15 protein-coding genes and 5 tRNA genes are annotated in these 17,582 nt (G+C 58.9%); 2 read left to right on the forward strand and 18 right to left on the reverse strand.

Annotation, left to right across the window (positions count from 1 at the left end):
- Positions 1-99: 99 nt before the first annotated feature.
- The 5 genes from DW136_RS00415 to DW136_RS00435 all read right to left on the reverse strand — a co-directional run bounded on the left by DW136_RS00415 (position 100) and on the right by DW136_RS00435 (position 5,259).
- The gene (locus DW136_RS00415) at positions 100-1,524 is read right to left on the reverse strand and encodes a cell wall metabolism sensor histidine kinase WalK (protein WP_117634258.1); all 1,425 of its coding nucleotides are present in this window, start codon (positions 1,522-1,524) and stop codon (positions 100-102) included.
- A gap of 3 nt (positions 1,525-1,527) precedes the next feature.
- Positions 1,528-2,256 carry a response regulator transcription factor gene (locus DW136_RS00420; RefSeq protein ID WP_118288829.1) on the reverse strand — a complete coding sequence of 243 codons (729 nt, stop codon included), beginning with the start codon at positions 2,254-2,256 and terminating at the stop codon, positions 1,528-1,530.
- Between the two features lie 64 nt (positions 2,257-2,320).
- Positions 2,321-3,196: a phosphate ABC transporter ATP-binding protein PstB gene (gene pstB, locus DW136_RS00425; protein ID WP_199412220.1), complete on the reverse strand. Its 876-nt coding sequence runs from the start codon at positions 3,194-3,196 to the stop codon at positions 2,321-2,323.
- Between the two features lie 103 nt (positions 3,197-3,299).
- Complete coding sequence (locus tag DW136_RS00430; RefSeq protein ID WP_117716624.1) at positions 3,300-4,538, reverse strand: sensor histidine kinase KdpD; 1,239 nt, start codon at positions 4,536-4,538, stop codon at positions 3,300-3,302.
- A 25-nt stretch (positions 4,539-4,563) separates the two neighbouring features.
- A complete protein-coding gene (locus DW136_RS00435; protein WP_117716623.1) occupies positions 4,564-5,259 on the reverse strand; it encodes a response regulator transcription factor in 696 nt (231 codons plus the stop codon).
- A 197-nt stretch (positions 5,260-5,456) separates the two neighbouring features.
- Between DW136_RS00435 and DW136_RS00440 the strand changes: the two genes are divergently transcribed.
- Entirely contained in the window at positions 5,457-6,797 is a 1,341-nt protein-coding gene (locus DW136_RS00440; RefSeq protein WP_158551276.1) for a D-alanyl-D-alanine carboxypeptidase family protein, read from the forward strand.
- 132 nt (positions 6,798-6,929) lie between these two features.
- On the opposite strand, the gene DW136_RS00445 is transcribed toward DW136_RS00440, so the two are convergent.
- The 7 genes from DW136_RS00445 to serS all read right to left on the reverse strand — a co-directional run bounded on the left by DW136_RS00445 (position 6,930) and on the right by serS (position 12,560).
- Positions 6,930-7,020, reverse strand: a tRNA-Ser gene (locus tag DW136_RS00445).
- A 92-nt stretch (positions 7,021-7,112) separates the two neighbouring features.
- Positions 7,113-9,554: a lipopolysaccharide assembly protein LapB gene (locus DW136_RS00450; protein ID WP_117637376.1), complete on the reverse strand. Its 2,442-nt coding sequence runs from the start codon at positions 9,552-9,554 to the stop codon at positions 7,113-7,115.
- A 352-nt stretch (positions 9,555-9,906) separates the two neighbouring features.
- A tRNA-Arg gene (locus tag DW136_RS00455) sits at positions 9,907-9,983 on the reverse strand.
- Positions 9,984-10,142: 159 nt separating this feature from the next.
- A tRNA-Arg gene (locus DW136_RS00460) sits at positions 10,143-10,219 on the reverse strand.
- Positions 10,220-10,573: 354 nt separating this feature from the next.
- Positions 10,574-10,650, reverse strand: a tRNA-Arg gene (locus DW136_RS00465).
- Positions 10,651-10,727: 77 nt separating this feature from the next.
- The gene (locus DW136_RS00470; protein WP_117583806.1) at positions 10,728-11,105 is read right to left on the reverse strand and encodes a hypothetical protein; all 378 of its coding nucleotides are present in this window, start codon (positions 11,103-11,105) and stop codon (positions 10,728-10,730) included.
- A gap of 171 nt (positions 11,106-11,276) precedes the next feature.
- Entirely contained in the window at positions 11,277-12,560 is a 1,284-nt protein-coding gene (gene serS / locus DW136_RS00475) for a serine--tRNA ligase (RefSeq protein WP_055285929.1), read from the reverse strand.
- Between the two features lie 111 nt (positions 12,561-12,671).
- Between serS and DW136_RS10025 the strand changes: the two genes are divergently transcribed.
- On the forward strand, positions 12,672-12,845 hold the full coding sequence (locus DW136_RS10025) for a DUF6724 family protein (RefSeq protein ID WP_168170424.1): 174 nt from the start codon (positions 12,672-12,674) through the stop codon (positions 12,843-12,845).
- Between the two features lie 158 nt (positions 12,846-13,003).
- Here the strand turns inward: DW136_RS10025 and proC are convergent, their stop codons facing one another.
- The 6 genes from proC to rsmA all read right to left on the reverse strand — a co-directional run bounded on the left by proC (position 13,004) and on the right by rsmA (position 17,477).
- Entirely contained in the window at positions 13,004-13,774 is a 771-nt protein-coding gene (proC, locus tag DW136_RS00480; protein WP_118288830.1) for a pyrroline-5-carboxylate reductase, read from the reverse strand.
- 73 nt (positions 13,775-13,847) lie between these two features.
- Complete coding sequence (gene rlmH, locus DW136_RS00485; RefSeq protein ID WP_118288831.1) at positions 13,848-14,318, reverse strand: 23S rRNA (pseudouridine(1915)-N(3))-methyltransferase RlmH; 471 nt, start codon at positions 14,316-14,318, stop codon at positions 13,848-13,850.
- 6 nt (positions 14,319-14,324) lie between these two features.
- The gene (locus DW136_RS00490) at positions 14,325-15,263 is read right to left on the reverse strand and encodes an SPFH domain-containing protein (protein ID WP_117848150.1); all 939 of its coding nucleotides are present in this window, start codon (positions 15,261-15,263) and stop codon (positions 14,325-14,327) included.
- A 316-nt stretch (positions 15,264-15,579) separates the two neighbouring features.
- A tRNA-Leu gene (locus tag DW136_RS00495) sits at positions 15,580-15,666 on the reverse strand.
- A gap of 43 nt (positions 15,667-15,709) precedes the next feature.
- Positions 15,710-16,627, reverse strand: a complete 918-nt coding sequence (locus tag DW136_RS00500) for a TatD family hydrolase (RefSeq protein WP_118288832.1) — start codon at positions 16,625-16,627, stop codon at positions 15,710-15,712.
- Positions 16,617-17,477 (reverse strand): 16S rRNA (adenine(1518)-N(6)/adenine(1519)-N(6))-dimethyltransferase RsmA, encoded by an 861-nt coding sequence (gene rsmA / locus DW136_RS00505; RefSeq protein WP_118288833.1) that lies wholly within the window; start codon positions 17,475-17,477, stop codon positions 16,617-16,619. Before rsmA ends, DW136_RS00500 begins: the two co-directional genes overlap by 11 nt.
- Positions 17,478-17,582: the final 105 nt, after the last annotated feature.

The raw sequence follows: 17,582 nt of genomic DNA on the forward strand, positions 1-17,582 counted from the left end.
GCTCTCCTGTAAAAATGTCGGAAGCAATCGTAAAATTGCACAACAACGCCGCACCCGAAAGTCAAATGCGGCGTCTATATCAATATCTATGTTGTATCGCTATGCGAATGGCTCGTCCTGCTGTATGGGAAACGTCACCGTAATGGTGGTTCCCACGCCCAACTCGCTCGACAGATCAAGCGTGGCGTGATGATACAGGGCCGCATGCTTGACAATGGCAAGCCCCAGGCCGGTTCCGCCGCGTGCCTTGGACCTACTCTTGTCCACGCGATAGAACCGCTCAAATACCTTGCCCTGTTCTTCAGGCGCGATACCGATTCCCGTGTCGGCGACAGCGAGGAACGGATGGCCTTCGTCGTTGGTGCCGCACTGCAGCGTAACCGTACCGCCGGGCCGATTGTAGCGGATGGCGTTGCTTGCCAGATTATAGATGAGCTCGTCGACCAAGCGCGACACGCCTTCGATGACCACAGGCTTGGTCTCATGACTTATCGTCACATTCGCCTGACGGGCAACCTGTTCAAGACGCTGTTCAACCGCGTAGATCGCACGCGAGAGCTCAATAGGCTCCGTGGACCCAATGGGCACCGCCTCGCCCTCAGTTGCACGTTCGGCCTCGTCCAAGTTAGACAGCGTAAGGATGTCGTTGACAAGCGCTGCCAAGCGGCCCGCCTCACGATAGATGCGACCGCCAAAGTTGCGCAGGTCGTCCTCGCCCTCGACCATGCCATTTGCGATGAGCTCGGCATAGCCCGAAATCGCCGTAAGCGGCGTCTTGAGCTCATGGGTGATATTCGCCGTGAACTCGCGGCGCATACGGTCGTTGTCCGCTAGCACCGCCATTTGGCGCTTGAGTTCCTGGCGCTGCGACTCGATACGCTCAAGCATGGGGACCATCTCGGCATAGGCGTGCTCATAGCTACGGCGTGGGTGATCCAAATCCACCTCTTGCAACGGCGCGATGATGGCACGGGACTCACGGCGCGCCATAAAAAACGAGAGTACTGCACCCGCTGCTGCGATAAGCAGCATCGGCGCCAGCATCGACAGCAAAATCGCCGCAACGCCAGGCTGGGCCTGCGCCAAGCGAACGACCTGGCCGTTATCAAGGGTGACGGCGCGATACAGCATAATCTCGTCGAGTGTAGAGCTTGCGCGCTCCGCGGAACCCGAACCACTCTCAAAGGCCTCGATGACCTCGGGGCGATCGCCATGGTTGGGCAGTGTGGAAGGCGACGCCTCGTTGTCGTAGGCAACAGATCCGTCCTTATTGATCAGCGTGATACGAAGATCCTCGCGATCGAGGCTTCGCAAGAACGGAATGGGCTCCTGCTGCTCGTCGAGGGCGGCAGCAATGAGCTCGGTTTCCTGCGCCAGATTGGCACTCGTGGCATCCGCCAAAGTGTTTTGCACAAAGAACGCACCCAGCACCGTAAACGCCACGATAACCGCCATGGCGCAGACAAAGATCGTCACAAAAACGCGGTGCGACAGCGTATGTTTTCCCTGGGGGGCGAAGACCACGGGTTACCCCTCCGATGCGGTGGCCGCGGTGTCGTCGCCTTCGGCACCATCACCGGCAGAAGGCTCGGCCAGGCGATAACCCACGCCGCGCACGGTCTCGATGGCGCTGGCATGCTCGCCCAGTTTTTGGCGAAGCGTCTGCACGTGCACGTCAACGGTGCGCGAACCGCCGTCGAAGTCCCAGCCCCACACGCTCTGCAGCAACGACTCGCGGGTAAAGACCACGCCGGGCTTGCGCATGAGGTACTCGAGCAGGTCGAACTCGCGCAGGGTGAGCTTAAGCGGCTCGCCGGCAACGGTCACCTCGCGATGGCTGGGCGAAAGCACGATGTCGCCCACGCTGAGCACATCGCTCGCCTGCTTGACCATGCCGCCGCGACGCAGCAGTGCGCGGCAGCGGCTCGCAAGCTCCATGAGCGAAAACGGCTTAGTCAGGTAATCGTCGGCACCGCCATCGAGCGCCATCACCTTGTCGAGTTCGGTGTCCTTGGCGGTAAGCATCATGATGGGCACCGTCGCCGTCAGGCGATCGGCACGCAGGCGGCGCATAATCGCCAAGCCATCGGTGTCGGGCAGCATGATGTCGAGCAGGACAGCATCGGGCACCCGTCGCGCCACAGCAGCCTTAAACTCACCATCGCACGAAAAGCCCTCGGCCTCGATCCCCTGCTTGCGCAGCGCATAGACCGTCAAATCCCTGATGTTGTCATCGTCCTCGACGTAATAGATCATGTTGAACCCCTTTGCGGCCGGCATGACCGCATCTTAACCCTAAAGGTACCTTTACGAGATGGTATCAGCCAAAACGTCCCGTCAAATAATCCGCTGTGCGCGAATCGGTCGGTTTTTTGAAGAGCTGAGCGGTGGGCGCGTGCTCCACCAGCTCGCCCAGCAAGAAAAACGCGACCGAGTCGGAGATGCGCGCCGCCTGCTGCATATTGTGCGTAACGACCACCAACGTGCAGGTCTCCTTGAGCTCGCAGGCAAGCTGCTCCACCACCAGCGTCGACACGGGGTCGAGGGCGCTCGTGGGCTCATCCATCAGCAGGATGTCGGGTTGCACGGCAAGCGCGCGGGCGATGCACAGGCGCTGCTGCTGCCCGCCCGAAAGGCCCAGGCCCGACTCCTTGAGCTTGTCCTTGACCTCATCCCACAGAGCGGCTCGACGAAGGGAATCCTCGACCAGCTCATCCAGCACGGCGCGATCGCGCACGCCCATGCCACGGGGGCCGTACGCGACGTTGTCATAAATGCTCATGGGAAACGGGTTGGGGCGCTGGAACACCATGCCCACGCGCTGGCGCAAACGGCAGATGTCGTAATCGCCCAGGATATCTTGACCATCGAGCGCAATCTTGCCCTCGATGCGGCAATCCTTGATGCCGTCGTTCATGCGGTTAAAGCAGCGCAGCAACGTAGACTTTCCGCAGCCCGAAGGCCCGATGAACGAGGTGATCTGCTTATCGCGGATCTTGATATTCACGTCCTTGAGCGCATGGTGGTCGCCATAGAACAGGTCGAGGCCCTCGACGTCGATGCGCGTCGGCGAGGCGGCAAGATCCTCTGCCGTGGGGCGAGTCGCATCCCCAACCTCGCGCTCATGCGCGGCCTCGGCCTGCGCTTCCATGAGTTCTTCAAGCTCCGTGGGCTCCACAGCCGCAGCAGCCGTCATACCGCACACCTCCATATCGATATCAATTCAGCAGTATCGATAGTAGGAATCGCGGCTCATACGCACGTGAGCACATTGTCAAGTGTTTGTAAGGGCACGCTAGCTATGCGGCGGGCAGCTCGATGGTGAATATCGTGTGTTCGGGCGTCGATTCACATGCAACGGTACCGCCGTGTGCCGCGATGATCTCCTTGGCAATAGCAAGGCCCAAACCGGCACCACCGCGATTGGTCGCACGCGCCGCATCCAGGCGATAGAACTTCTCAAAGATCACCTTGAGCTTAGCCGCAGGGATAGGATCGCCCTGATTGATAAAGCGCACGCGCACGCCGCCATCGTCTTGGCGCCTGGCCTCAATCATGATAGTCGAGCCCTCATAGCTATAGGCGACGGCATTTTTCATGATGTTGTTGAACACGCGGGCCATCTTATCGCCATCCACGAGCACCGTCAGGTCCTCGCGAATATCAACCTGGGCTTCCTTATGCTGCTCGTTGAGGATGGGATAGAACTCGTCAGCCACCTGAGCCAGCAGCAACCCCAGATCAACATAGCCGCGCGTGAGCACGATATCGTGGAAGTCAAAGCGCGTGATATCGAAGAACTCTTCGATGAGCGCATCGAGCCGGTGCGCCTTGTCGAGCGCCACGCCCGTAAAGTGTGCACGTTGCTCAACCGGCAGCTCGGGAGCCTCTTGCAGCAGCGAAAGATAGCCCACCACACTGGCAAGCGGGGTGCGTAGGTCATGTGCCAAGTACGTGACCAGATCGTCCTTGCGATGAGACTCGTCACGCAAGGCCTGCTGCACCTTGCGCTCGCGATCGCGCACACGGTTGAGTGCGCCCTCGACCTCCAGGAAGTCGCCGTCGATGTTGTCCCAGGTGTCGGGGTGATCGATCAGGCAATCTTGAATACGAGCGGCCAGCACACAATCGGCATGCTGCTCGCCCTGCTCGTAGCCCTGGCAGTACAGGGCGCGGCCGCAAAAGAACAGCACGCACACGGCAAGCGCCAGCACAAAGCCAAGCATGTTGAATACAAAGCCGGCATCGAACAGCACCGGCCCTTCGATGCCGCCGAGTGCCATGGCGCCAATCGCCAACGTCATGGCCCACGCGGCACCGCCAATCACCACGCAGCGGCGTACGATTTCAAATCGATCGATCAGCAAAAAGCCGACAAGCAGCACCGCCAAGATTCCAGCGATGTTATCGATGCCAATCAGCAGCAGGCTCAGCAAAAAGAGCAGCACCGTTGCAAGCGCGCGGTTGTCGACGACCGACCTCACGTATTCAAAGAGTCGATCGGGCACCTCGAATGCCTGCCTATCGTCTTTTGTCATATCCACTTCCCCACCATCAAAGGCGTTATTCGATTATGTAGCCGACGCCCCAGACGTTTTTGATAAAGCGCGGCTTTTGAGCGTCGTCACCGATCTTTTCGCGCAGGTGGCGAATGTGCACCATCACCGTATTGTTGGAGCCGGGCATAAAATCCTCGTTCCACACCGCGCGGAACAGATCCTCCACGGCCACCACACTGCCGCGATGCTCGACCAGATACAGCAAGATGGAATACTCGATGGGCGTGAGGCGAACCGGCGCACCGTCCACCGTTACGGAACGGGCATCGCGGTTGATCTCTAGGCCGTCGAACTGGATGGTCGGCGACTCGGCCGCCTGCGCACGGCTACCGTAGCTGGTGTAGCGACGAAGCTGAGCGTGCACGCGCGCGATGAGCTCCAGCGGGCGGAACGGCTTAACCACGTAATCGTCCGCGCCAAGCGAAAGGCCCTCGATCTTGTCTTGCTGGGCATCGCGCGCCGTCAGCATGATCACGGGATAGGTATGGCTGGAACGGATCGTGCGCAGCAACTCAAGCCCATCGATATCGGGCAGCATGACATCCAGCAGCGCCAGATCGAACTCCTGCTCCAAGATTGCCTTGGCAGCATCGGCCCCGCTATAGGCGACCTGTACGTCAAAGCCTTCTTTTGTAAGGTAGATACCAACCAAGTCGGCGATGGCCTTTTCGTCATCAACTACCAAAATGCGCTCGTTCATGCGTGCTCCTCTCGCGCTCCATTATGCCCGAGGGGGCGCATGCCACACACAACAAGCGTGGGTGATTAAGTCGGCCTTAAGCACCCTTGTGCCCGTTCGGGCGCGGATGTGGGCCACGCACGCACGCGATGATCGCCGACGCCGGCAAACGATATACTCTAGTTCCAGAAGAGACCATCCCGTCGAAAGCGAAATCCGTGAAGTCCCTCACCTCTTTTGCAAAGCGCTCAGCCCAGCTTGCCGCCGGCTTTGTCTGCGCTATCGCCCTTGCCGCTGGCGTGCCCACCGTCGCCGGCGCCCAAGTACTCACGACCGACAATGTTTGCGGCAAAACCGCCGATGCGCGCGGCATCACGGCCGAAAACCTGCCCGATATCGATGCGACCAATGCCCTCGTCATGGGCAAAGACGGCACCGTCTACTATGCCCGCGGCGCCGATGAGCAGGTCAAGATTGCCTCGATCACCAAGGTCATGACCGCAATCCTAACCGTCGAGAATTGCAAGATGGACGAGAAGGCCACGGTGAGCAACGCCGCAGCCACCGTGGGCAATTCAACAGCCGGCCTACTCGAAGGCGACGAGCTCACCGTGAAGCAGGCACTGCGCGGCCTGATGATTCCCTCGGGCAACGACGCCGCCATCGTGCTCGCCGAATATGTGGGCAAGAAGATCGACCCTAAGACCAAAGACGCCGAGGCAACCTTTGTGAAGGCCATGAACGAGCGCGCTAAGAAGCTCGGCTGCACCGGTACGCTTTTTGAAAACCCGCATGGTCTGGACTTTGATGAGTGGGCTGGCGATATGCACTCAACCGCACACGACGTAGCGCTGATGATGCAGGAGGCCATGAAAAACGACACGATCCGCGAGGTCGTAGCGAGCGAGGATTCCTGGATCGAGGTCACGGGCGCCGACGGCACCGACCATTCGCATTCCATGGACACGCATAACTATTTGCTGGGCCAAGATGGCAACATCGGTGGCAAGACCGGCACCACCGACGACGCGGGCTATTGCTTTACGAGCGCCTACAACCGAGACGGCGACGAGATCTACACCGTCGTTTTGAACTCCACCACCACCGACCAGCGCTTTACCGATACCGCAACCCTTGCCAATTGGTACTACGGTCACAAGGTGACGGTCGCAATCGCCAACACACAGGAAAAGACCGCCAACGGCAACCCGCTTATGGCGCGCATTGGTCAAACCGACTGGACGGATAAGACGATCGACGCCACACTCGCCGATCCCACGGCGCAAGCGACCGTGTTTTCCCTTGCCGGCGAGGTGACCGAAAAGGTTAGCTACGACGATCTTTCGGGCACGGTGCATGTGGGCGACAAGGTGGGCAGCGTCACGCTCAAGCAGGACGGCACCAAGATCGCCGTCATGGACCTGGTTGCCGACGAGGAAGGCGCAGGGCCGAATCCCATTGAATGGCTGCTCGTGAAGCTCGATCGCTTGGGCCGTCGCATCGACAACCGCCCACTCACGGCAGAAAGCGAGACCGTCGCCAAGGCGCCCGAGGTGTAGGGCGCAAGAATAATAAGTCCACTGAAAGGAGGCGTCCGAAAGGATGCCTCCTTTTTTTGAGGGTTCGAATCCCCAGCCGCCATTCTTGATAATAAAAAGGGCCCCAAATGGGACCCTTCTTCAAATTCGTACTGGCGGAGAGCTGGGGATTCGAACCCCAGATGCCCTTTTGGGGCATACTCGCTTAGCAGGCGAGCACCTTCGGCCTCTCGGTCAGCTCTCCGTAACAGCCGTTCTATAGTAACCAAACAGCCAAGGATGAGCAAGAGGAAATTTTCTAATTGCCTAGCAGCCTTTCCTTCTTGAAAGCTTCGCCTACCCCAGCGAGCGGTTGAGGGAGCCGAGCTCGTCGTTGCCCATGGTGCGCCACATTTGGAAGATACAACCGCGCGCCAGGAAAAAGAAACCGTTGTCGACCAGTTGCACAGCGGCATCTGCCAGCTGATTCGTCACGGCGGACACTGGCGGCAGCTCTAGTCCAGCCTTATGGATGGTCTCGACCGCTTCCTCGAACGTCGGAGGCTCGCTGACGCCCATCTCGTTCATAAGGCCCTGCATTTCTTCCAGCGCGCTGCTGCCCGACTCCTCGCCGCGCGGCACCAGACGGTAACAAGCCAGCGCCAGGTCGAGCTGATCGCAATTCCAATAGGCAAACGCCAAGCGATAGAACAGGTAGCCGATTGCAGAACGATCGCTGGCAATACGTAGGCCGTGGCGCGCCACCTCGATAATCTCGTCAAAGCGCTCCAGACGCGCAAGCACGTTGATGAGCGCAAAGTGCGACTGCATGGACGAGCGCGCCAGATCGTAAAGATGGCGCACCTCGGGCAGTGCTCGTTCAAAGTCCTCTTGCTCGGCGTAAAAGCTGCAGATCTCGTGCTGGGCAAAGTACAGCGCATCGGGCGCACGAAGGATTCGCACAGAGCGGTCTTCTTCCAACACCGGTAGCACCATGCGCACCAGCTGGTTATCGCAAAACTGCGTTTGAACCGGACCTGTCGCCAAAAGCTCGGCGACGGCGCACTTAGCCTCCAACTCCTCAACAAGACGGGAAAAGCCTTCAAAAGCACCTGTACGGTCGACTTTTGCCTGCTCGCGCAATTCAACAACACGGGCCACGTATGGGTCGTCGTCCTCTTCCATGACCTCCAGCTCGTCAGCCGTATCGGCAAGCAGCAGATCGCGCAGCGCCGGCGGCAGCATGCGATGGTCATCACGCGGACGAGCATGAACCTCCGCAGGTTCAATCGTCTCCGGAGCGGTTGACTCATATGCCTCAAGCACACGCTTGCACGGCATATCGTCCATGTCTATACTCTCAAGATCCTTGGCGACAGGCACGCAATCGGCCAGATAGGCCGCGCGCCCAAAGAAATACGTTGCAACAACGCGCTCGCCCTGCTCACTGTCGGGAGCAGCAATCTGCACATAGCAGCGCGTGATGCAGGTGCCCGCGGCAAAACACGCTGCCGCAAGCGTGAGCGCCACGCGCGCATCGTGCTCCGCGGCCCAGATCGTGCGCGTGTCCTCGTCCAGCTCGTGCCAGGCGTCATCTTGAGCGTCGTATTCACGTTGCGGCATGGCATCAACGACAGACTGCCCAAACCGAACGAGCATAATCCCCTCGGCAACGTTTGCCCGATAGGTATAGTCGAGCCGCGTGACCACGTTAAGCGCCTCGACAATACGCGCGAAGCGGGTACGCACATCCCACTCACCGCCCGGTTGGCAAGCCACCGTACCCGGTTCGCCCCACGGGTTATCGCTCGAGGCCGTATCGAGCAGTCGGGGAACATCGTTGGTCGTCTTAGCGATATGCCACGCATCGAAGAGCGCGCAGCCCTCAAGGCTCGGCGACGAGGCCGCGGGGACCAATCCAGCCCCGATGCGCTCAAGGATGCCGGAGAGGCGGTTGAGACGGCACTCGATGGCGAGCAGCGTGTCAATTTCGTCCTGCTCCAGCAGACTACGATCAAAATTGAGATAGAAAAGCTTTGAGCGATCGATGCGAGCCAGGCTCATCTCGGACTTAGCGGCGATGGTGCGCAAGCGGGGCAAGTCAATTTCACTCATAAGGGCGGCGGCATAGCGCTCGATACCGCTCGGATTCTCGGCATGGTCAACGCGGTAAAGCAGCGTCTCGATAGCATCAGGGAGCGGTGCCGTGTTAAAGCCCAAAAACACCTCGACCGGCTCGGGCAACTTTACGAGCTTGATCTTGTCGATAACATTTTGCATACCCTCGTCGAGTCCGCCGGCGTCCGCCGTGCTCGCAATGGCATTTTCGGAGTCAGCGAATATCACGTAGCGCAGGAACATCGATGCCATGAACTCGCCGTAAGGAAGGGAGCGGGTCGAATTCCATGTCTCGTGGTCGGACTGCTCGCGCATGGGGCCTTCGGGAGAGCCGACGGTTCGCGCGCACGCGCGCATCGTGCCGTTTGCTCCCCTCACCATAATCTCACCAATACCGGAGTCCGACTCGTCAAGGACCAGTTCCATGTCGGGATCGTTGGGCAGCGGAGCCTCGCTAACGGGGCGGTCCACCTTGTACACCTCACCCGAAACGCTTACGTAGCCCAAAAGCGACACATGGCTTTTGCCAACGAATTCGACGACATAACAAGATTCATGCTGATCCTCGCCAAAGAGTTTCCAGACCACGCCATACGAGCGTCCCGCTGGCTGCTCGGGCATCGCCGGAAAGCGCTTCTTGGGATCGAGAAACCTGAGCTTGTATGTCGGACGCTCTGCCACGAAATATCACCCTGATCGGTCGCTTGAGAAGGAGTGGTCGCGAATAAGTCGCGACATCTACTCGGAATCTTACACGAGTCGACAGGAAATCGTCCCTTTGGACGAAAGCACTCAAGCTGGCGTAAAAGAAAAGCCCCCGTTGCCGGGAGCTTTAATCTCAAATGGTGCGGCGTATAGGATTCCGCGCATCCGCTGCGCGGATCCGCACCGGCTTCGCCCGCCTGCCGGCGTGCTCGCCCGCGGGCTAAAAACGCTCCGCGTTTTCTTTACGCCCGCGCCTCGACCGAGGTTCGAATCAATGCGGTGTTTACGTAAAAGAAAAGCCCCCGTTGCCGGGAGCTTTAATCTCAAATGGTGCGGCGTATAGGATTCGAACCTATGACGTTCTGATTCGTAGTCAGACCCTCTATCCAGCTGAGGTAACGCCGCGACTTGTTGATTATTATGCACAGAGACTGAATAATGGTCAAGCATTTTTTCAAAAAAAGTTATCGAATTTGATTTTTAATCATTTGGAGGGCTTGGCGCGATCTTCGACGCATCGCGATATAAGAAAAGCCCCCGTCGCCGGGAGCTTTAAAGTTCAGTTGGTGCGGCGTATAGGATTCGAACCTATGACGTTCTGATTCGTAGTCAGACCCTCTATCCAGCTGAGGTAACGCCGCAACGCACGGATTATTATGCACGTGACCCCTCGATGGGTCAAGCGACAATTTGGAAAAATTTTACGAAGTGATGATTAAGACGCTCGCGCCTCGACCGAGGTTCGAATCCATGCGGTGTTGCCATAAAAGAAAAGCCCCCGTTGCCGGAGGCTTTGAATTTCAATTGGTGCGGCGTATAGGATTCCGCGCATCCGTTCCGCGGATCCGCGCCGGCTTCGCCCGCCTGCCGGCGTGCTCGCCCGCTCGCTACGGACGCTCCGCGTCCGCTTCACGCTCGCGCCTCGACCGAGGTTCGAATCCCTGTCTGGTCTCCAAAAAAGAAAAGCCCCCGTTGCCGGAGGCTTCAAGTTCAATTGGTGCGGCGTATAGGATTCGAACCTATGACGTTCTGATTCGTAGTCAGACCCTCTATCCAGCTGAGGTAACGCCGCAGCGCAAGATATATAAAACCACTTTAGCTTATTGGAGTCAAGCACAATCTCAAACTTTTTTGTGAAACGCAGTTTTGTCATGCTGCTCCGCATATACCGTCGTTCCCCGTACGATCGATTGGCTTTTCGATCACGTCAAACTTAGCATCAAGTTCCCTCAGGAGCGATCTCACCCGCTGGGCACAATCATAATCGGCAAACGAGATACTCAACATGCGAGCAACCTGGTTAGATGTCCGGACCCCATAGAAATGCTCCAGGGCCACAAGCCCCTCGTGCGCCACAAACGTCTCAACCACATGCGGCGACTCCTCGTAGCACCATTGGGTCAACGGACCCTCGCTCGTCTGTCGAACCACCAGGCCACCCATGCCAGACGGCTCACACGTCACAAGCAGGTACTCCCCGCCCTCGTCGCTCTCAAACAAAACCACCCGATCATCAAACAGCTCCATCGCGTCCCCTTTCTCTCGCTCTTATTTAGCAAAAGCATAGCAGGTAGATGGCTGTATACAGAACAGTTGTTCGTGTGTTTTCTATTGAGCTGTCCGCACAGCATGGTATGGCCGCACACAAAAAGGGCACCCCAAAAAGGAGTGCCCTAGCAAATCGCTTATGCAGCCAATCTACGCGACCGGCTCGATCTTCTCGAGGCCGCCCATGTAGGGACGCAGGACCTCGGGGATCGTGATGGTGCCGTCGGCGTTCTGGTAGTTCTCCAGAATGGCAGCCATGGTACGGCCAGCCGGCAGGCCGGAACCGTTGAGGGTGTGCAGATAGCGCGAACCCTTGAAGTTCTCGGGGTCGCGATACTTGATGTTGGCGCGGCGAGCCTGGAAGTCACCGCAGTTGGAGCAGGAGCTGATCTCCTTGTAGGCGTTGTAGCTCGGCAGCCAGACCTCGATGTCGTAGGTCTGACGGGCAGAGAAGCCCAAGTCGCCGGTGCACAGGCTAATCACGCGATACGGAAGGCCCAGCTGCTGCAGCAGGTACTCGGCCTCGGCGGTCATGCTCTCGAGCTCCTCGTCGGACTCCTCCGGCTTAGCGAACTTGACCATCTCGACCTTGTCGAACTCGTGCTGACGGATGATGCCACGGGTATCGCGACCGGCGGAACCGGCCTCCTCGCGGAAGCAGGGGGTGAAGGCGGTGTAGCGGCGCGGCAGGGTGTCGGCGTCGAGGACCTCACCGGCGTGCAGGTTGGTGAGCACGACCTCGGCGGTGGGGATCAGGAAGTTGTCGCCCGAGACGTGATAGGCGTCGTCCTCGAACTTGGGCAGCTGGCCCGTGCCGAACATGGTCTGACGCTTGACGACGATGGGCGGCCACCACTCCTTAAAACCACGGCTGGTGTGCGTATCGAGGAAGAAGTTGATGAGGGCGCGCTCAAGACGGGCGCCGGCGCCACCGAGAACGGTGAAGCGGCTGCCGGAGAGCTTGTTGCCGCGCTCGAAGTCAAGGATGTCGAGGTCGGTGCCCAGATCCCAGTGCGGCTTAAAGTCGAAGTCGAACTCGCGCGGGGTGCCCCAACGACGGCGCTCGATGTTCTCGTCCTCGTCCTTGCCGTACGGCGTGGCCTCGCAGGGAATGTTGGGCAGGTGAGCCATGAAGTCGTACTGCTCCTGCTCGAGGGCGGTGCGGCGCTCGGCCAGACCGTCAATCTTCTCGTTGACGGCGCGCACGGCCTCCTTGGCGGCCTCGGCCTCGTCCTTCTTGCCCTCCTTCATCAGGGCGCCGATCTTCTTGGACTCGGCATTGCGCGTGGCTTGAAGTTCCTCAACCTCGGTGATGACGGCACGACGCTCGTCGTCGAGCTCAAAGAACTTCTCGCGATCCCAAGACGTCTGGCGGTTAGCCATGGCGACATCGATGGCATCGGGGTTCTCGCGAACAAACTTGATATCAAGCATTAGATCCTCCGGCGATATACATTCCATTTAGGTTGCAACCTTGTACATGTATGGGCAAGTATATACTTATGAGCGTTTACGACCCAACTCAACTACGCAAGAAGGCACCCAATGGACGCAGTTTTTTCCTTTTTGTTTGGCACCCGCACCGGTTTTGCCATCCTTTTCGCCGGCGGCATCCTGCTGTTTGCGATTATTGCCTTTGTAATGGAGAAGCGCACCCATAAGATGTATGTCGACCGCGGCCCCAAGTCCGAGGACGAAGAAGACAGCTTCTGGGACTAACCTGCCAAAAAGGGACAGGTTTATTTTGGTCGGTTTTATCTGGGCAAACGCAAGTGCCCCGCAACTGGAATTGAGCCAGTTGCGGGGCACTTTTCGCTAAAAGGACAAAACCGCAGGAAAAACCTGCCAACATAAACCTGTCCCTTTTTTGGTCGGTTTTACTGGAGGGTTGCGTCGATTGCCTTGACCAGGGCGCTGCGCATGCCGGCGTCCTCGAGTGCAACGACGCCCTTGATGGTGGCACCGCCGGGCGAGCATACGGCATCCTTCATCGCCGCAGGATGCTGGCCAGTTGCAAGCTGCAGCTTTGCCGTACCCAGCACCATCTGGCTCACAATGCGATAAGCATCCGCACGCGGGATACCGTGCTTGACCGCCGCATCGCCCAGGGCCTCGATTGCCATGGCGACAAACGCCGGAGCGCAACCACCCACCGTGCCGCCCACAAACAGCAGGCTCGAATCGAGCTCGACCACCGTGCCAAGCTTTCCGAGCAGACCGAGCACCATGGCACGCTGCTCATCGCTAAGCGTGGAAGCCTTCTCGCAGGCGATAACGCCCTCACCCACCGAGACCGGCGTGTTGGGCACCGTCGAGATGTGAGCGACATCTGGCAGGACCCGTTCCCACTTGGAACTATCCCAGGTCCAGGCGACCGAAAGGACGACCTTGTCGGCAAGCGCATCCTTGAGTGGAGCGAAGACCTTCTCAATCATGTACGGTTTGACCGCAGCGACCACGATATCGGATGCGGCGACAACCTCCGCCGCATCGTGGCAGGCAGCCATGCCCCGCGCCTCGCAACGCTCAACCAGAGCATCGTAGCGGCCCGCGCAGGCGCACATGTCGCCCGCTGCCACACCGGCAACAATCCAGCCATCGGCCATAGCGCTCGCCATATTGCCAAAACCGACAAATCCAATCTTCATATCACACAGTCCTCTCAGATGCGTTCCTCAAAACGAAGGCTATTGTCCCACGGCATTGTTTCGTATTGCCGACCTACTTGTGATACGGCTCGCCACGGCTAATCTTGCAGGCGCGGTAGATCTGCTCCAGCAGCACCACGCGCGCCAGGTTGTGCGGCAAGGTAATGCGTCCAAAGCTGAGCATCTCATCGGCGCGGGCGCGCACGGCATCGCACACGCCGTCCGATCCGCCGATTACAAAAGCGATGTCGCTGTTGCCTCGCAGCATGAGGTCATCAAGACGGGTCGAGAGCTCCTCGCTCGAACGCTCCTTGCCCTCGATAGCCAGCAGAATCACATGTGCCCGCGGTGGCAGAGCAGCAAGAATCGCCGCGCCCTCTTTGTCGCGCGCGGCATCCACGCCGCCCGCCTTGGCCGGATCGATATCGGCAACCTCGCGTATATCTACCTTGGCATAGGCGCCTAGGCGTTTGGTGTATTCGGCGCACGCGTCCTTCCAAAAGCGCTCCTTGAGCTTACCGACGCAAACGACGGTGTATTTCACGCGCGTCTACTCCTTCGAATCGTTTTGAACTTTGCCGGCGGTCAGCATCTGCTCGAACATCGAGGCCGACTGCGAGAAATCGCTCGGCAGCACGACCGTCGAGGTTTTACCCGTGCGAGCGAACTCCGTCATCATCTCGGACCACTGCGTAAACATGAACAGCTGGTTGGCCTCGTCGTTGCCGACACCCGTCTCCTGGATGATTTCGAGCGAATCCTTGATGCCCAGCGCAATGGCCTTGCGCTGGTTGGCAATGCCCTCGCCCGCCTTTTCCATCGCCTCGGCCTCGGCGGTCGCCTCGGTGACACGCTTGATGCGGTCGGCCTCGGCGAGCTCCTGCGCAGCAGCGCGCTTGCGCTGGGCGGCGTTGATGTCGTTCATGGAGTTCTCGACCTCGGTCGGCAGCGCGATCTTGGTGATAAGTGTCGACACGAGAGTGAAGCCGTAGGCGGCCATCTGCTCGGACACGGTGGCGTTGACGTCCTTGGCGATATCGTCTTTTTTGGCAAAGACCTCATCGAGCGTGTAGACGGGAATGGAAGAGCGCAGGGCATCGGTGATGAAGTCACGCATTTGGTCGACGGGCTCCTGCAGCATGTAGTAGCTCTTATAGATGCCCGAATCTGCCGGGCCGGCGCCCATGTCATAGCTCACGTGGTACTGAGCGGAGACCTCAAGACCGATGGTCACGTTGTCCTGGGTCTTAACGTCGATGCCAAAACCGTTTTTCATGGTGCGCAGGCTCACCGTGGCGGCCTTACGGTCGATCACGGGTACCTTCATGTGGAAGCCCGCGTTGACGATACGGTTAAACTTGCCCAGGCGCTCGATGATCACAGCGTGCTGCTGTTCAACGACATAGCAGGCGTTGGGAAGCAGGAGCAGCAAGATGATGATGGGAAGTAGAAGGCTCGTAAGGGCAGCGATGATACCGGATAACAGCATGGTCTCTCCTCTGATAGGCACACGTTGGATCTAGGATACCCGCACGGAGCAGCAACGTAACGCCAACAAGAGGGCCCGTGGGCAAAAAAGACCAAATATGAGTACTGTTACCAGTTTAGTAACAGCGTATTTGGGTCAAAATCGCGTCTTTGAACCCGAAGCGCGGATCCGCACCGGCTTCGCCCGCCTGCCGGCGGACTCGCCAGCTCGCTAAAAACGCTCCGCGTTTTCTTTACGCTCGCTCCTTCGCAGGTTCAAGTCCCCGCGATGGGCACATAACAAAAAAGCCCCCATTGCTGGGAGCTTTTTCAATCAATGGTGCGGGCGAAAGGACTTGAACCTTCATGGGGTTGCCCCCATACGGACCTGAACCGTACGCGTCTGCCAATTCCGCCACGCCCGCGTGCAGGAATTAGAATAACGGAGCGCCACCGTGAACGCAAGAACTATTTTTGAAAAAGTTTGCAGGCATTTTCCCAAGCTGCTCGCGCGATTGTTTCGGCATCCTCACCAGCGCGATCGACACGGTCGTTGACCAGTGCGTTTGCCGTAATGGAGATCATTGCGGGCTCGCATTCAAGACCACGGATGGGCTCCGGAGCCATATACGGGCAATCCGTCTCGAACAAAATTCGATCGAGTGGGGTTGCCGCAAATGCCTCGCGCACATCGTCATTGCGCTTAAAGGTGGCCGCACCGCCATAGGCGATATAGCAGCCCAGCTCCACAAAGCGCTCCATCGTGGCACGATCCTCGCCAAAGCAGTGCAGCACGCAACCGGCCTGAGGCACGCCCACCTCACGAAGCACGTTGTAGGCGTCAACGTGCGAGGCACGCTCATGGTCCGTGTCCTCGTGGCGCAGATGCAGCTCCACCGGCACGTTACGGCACACGGCAAGCTCGAGCTGGCGCGCCATGCAGTCAATCTGCACGTTATGGGATGCCGGCGCGATATCGTCGTCATAGTCCATGTGGTAGTCCAGGCCGATCTCGCCGATACCGACACACAAGGGGTCATCGAGCGCAGCAACAACCTGCGCGTGAACGTCGTCGGTATAGTCTGGCGCGCCATACGGATGCACGCCGGCAAGATATTTAATCTGCGGAATATTCTGCATTGGCAGAATCTCGTGCGTTAGCCAGTCGCTATAGTCCGCCACACTGCGCTTATCGGCAATGGGGTCGAAGATCGTCACCAACAGGTCGACGCCCGCGGCTTTAGCGCGCACGAGCGTCTCGGGCACTTCCTTGCCCCAAAACGAAAGCAGGTGCGCATGAGTGTCAGCAAGCGGCGCCAGCGGCTCCGGACAGGCGACCGTTTTCTTTTTCTTGGTAAACGTCACACGTTCGGCATTAGGCGTCATGGATGAGCTCCTGGGCCAGACGGACAAAGTCGGCAACATCGAGTGTCTCGGCTCGCGTGGTCGGCGCGATACCGCAAACCTCAAAGGCGGCATCGAGCACATCCTTGGCAAAGCCGTTGGCGCTCATGGAATTGCGGATAGTCTTGCGACGCTGAGCAAATGCGGCGTCGATCACACGGGCCACAAACTCGCGATCGAGTCCCTCGGGCACCACGCCTTCAACGCGGTCGATGCGCACGACGGCTGAGTCCACATGCGGCGCCGGCATAAAGCAGCGCGGCGGCACCTCAAAGCGACCCGTCACCTGCGCATACAGGCCGAGCTTTGCCGTATAGCCGCCATAGGTCTTGTTGCCCGGCATCGCGGCAATGCGATCGGCAACCTCCTTTTGAACCATGACGACGGCACGCTTGAGCGCGGGCATCGTCTGGAAGAACTGCAGGATGATCGTCGCCGCCACGTTATAGGGCAAGTTCGCGACAAATACCGTGGGGTCACCGCCGGCAGTCTGCTCAATCTGCTCCGGCGTCACCTTGAGCGCATCGCCCATAATGAAGCGAAAGTTTGCATAGTCGGCAGCATGGGCATCGAGCACCGGCTCGAGCTCGGGATCGGCCTCGATCGACGTGACGCACGCAGCCTCCTGCAGCAACGCAAGTGTCAACGTACCGCAACCCGGACCCACCTCGAGTACGCGCTCGTCACCTGCAAGCTCGGCAAGCTCGCAGATACGCTCGATCACATGATTGTCGATTAGAAAGTTCTGGCCCAGGCGATGCTTGGTCGCAAGGCCAAACTCCTCCAGCAGCTCCCTGGTAGCCGTGGGGTTTGCCAAAGGCGAAGTTGTCATGGTTGCCTCCTTAGCATGGTGGCGACGTCTCGAAGCAAAAGGGCATGGACCGTTGCGGCCATGCCCTTACATCTAAACAGCAAATTGCCGATATGGCGCCCGCGC

The organism is Collinsella sp. AM12-1 (genome assembly GCF_003472325.1).
GTDB lineage: Bacteria > Actinomycetota > Coriobacteriia > Coriobacteriales > Coriobacteriaceae > Collinsella.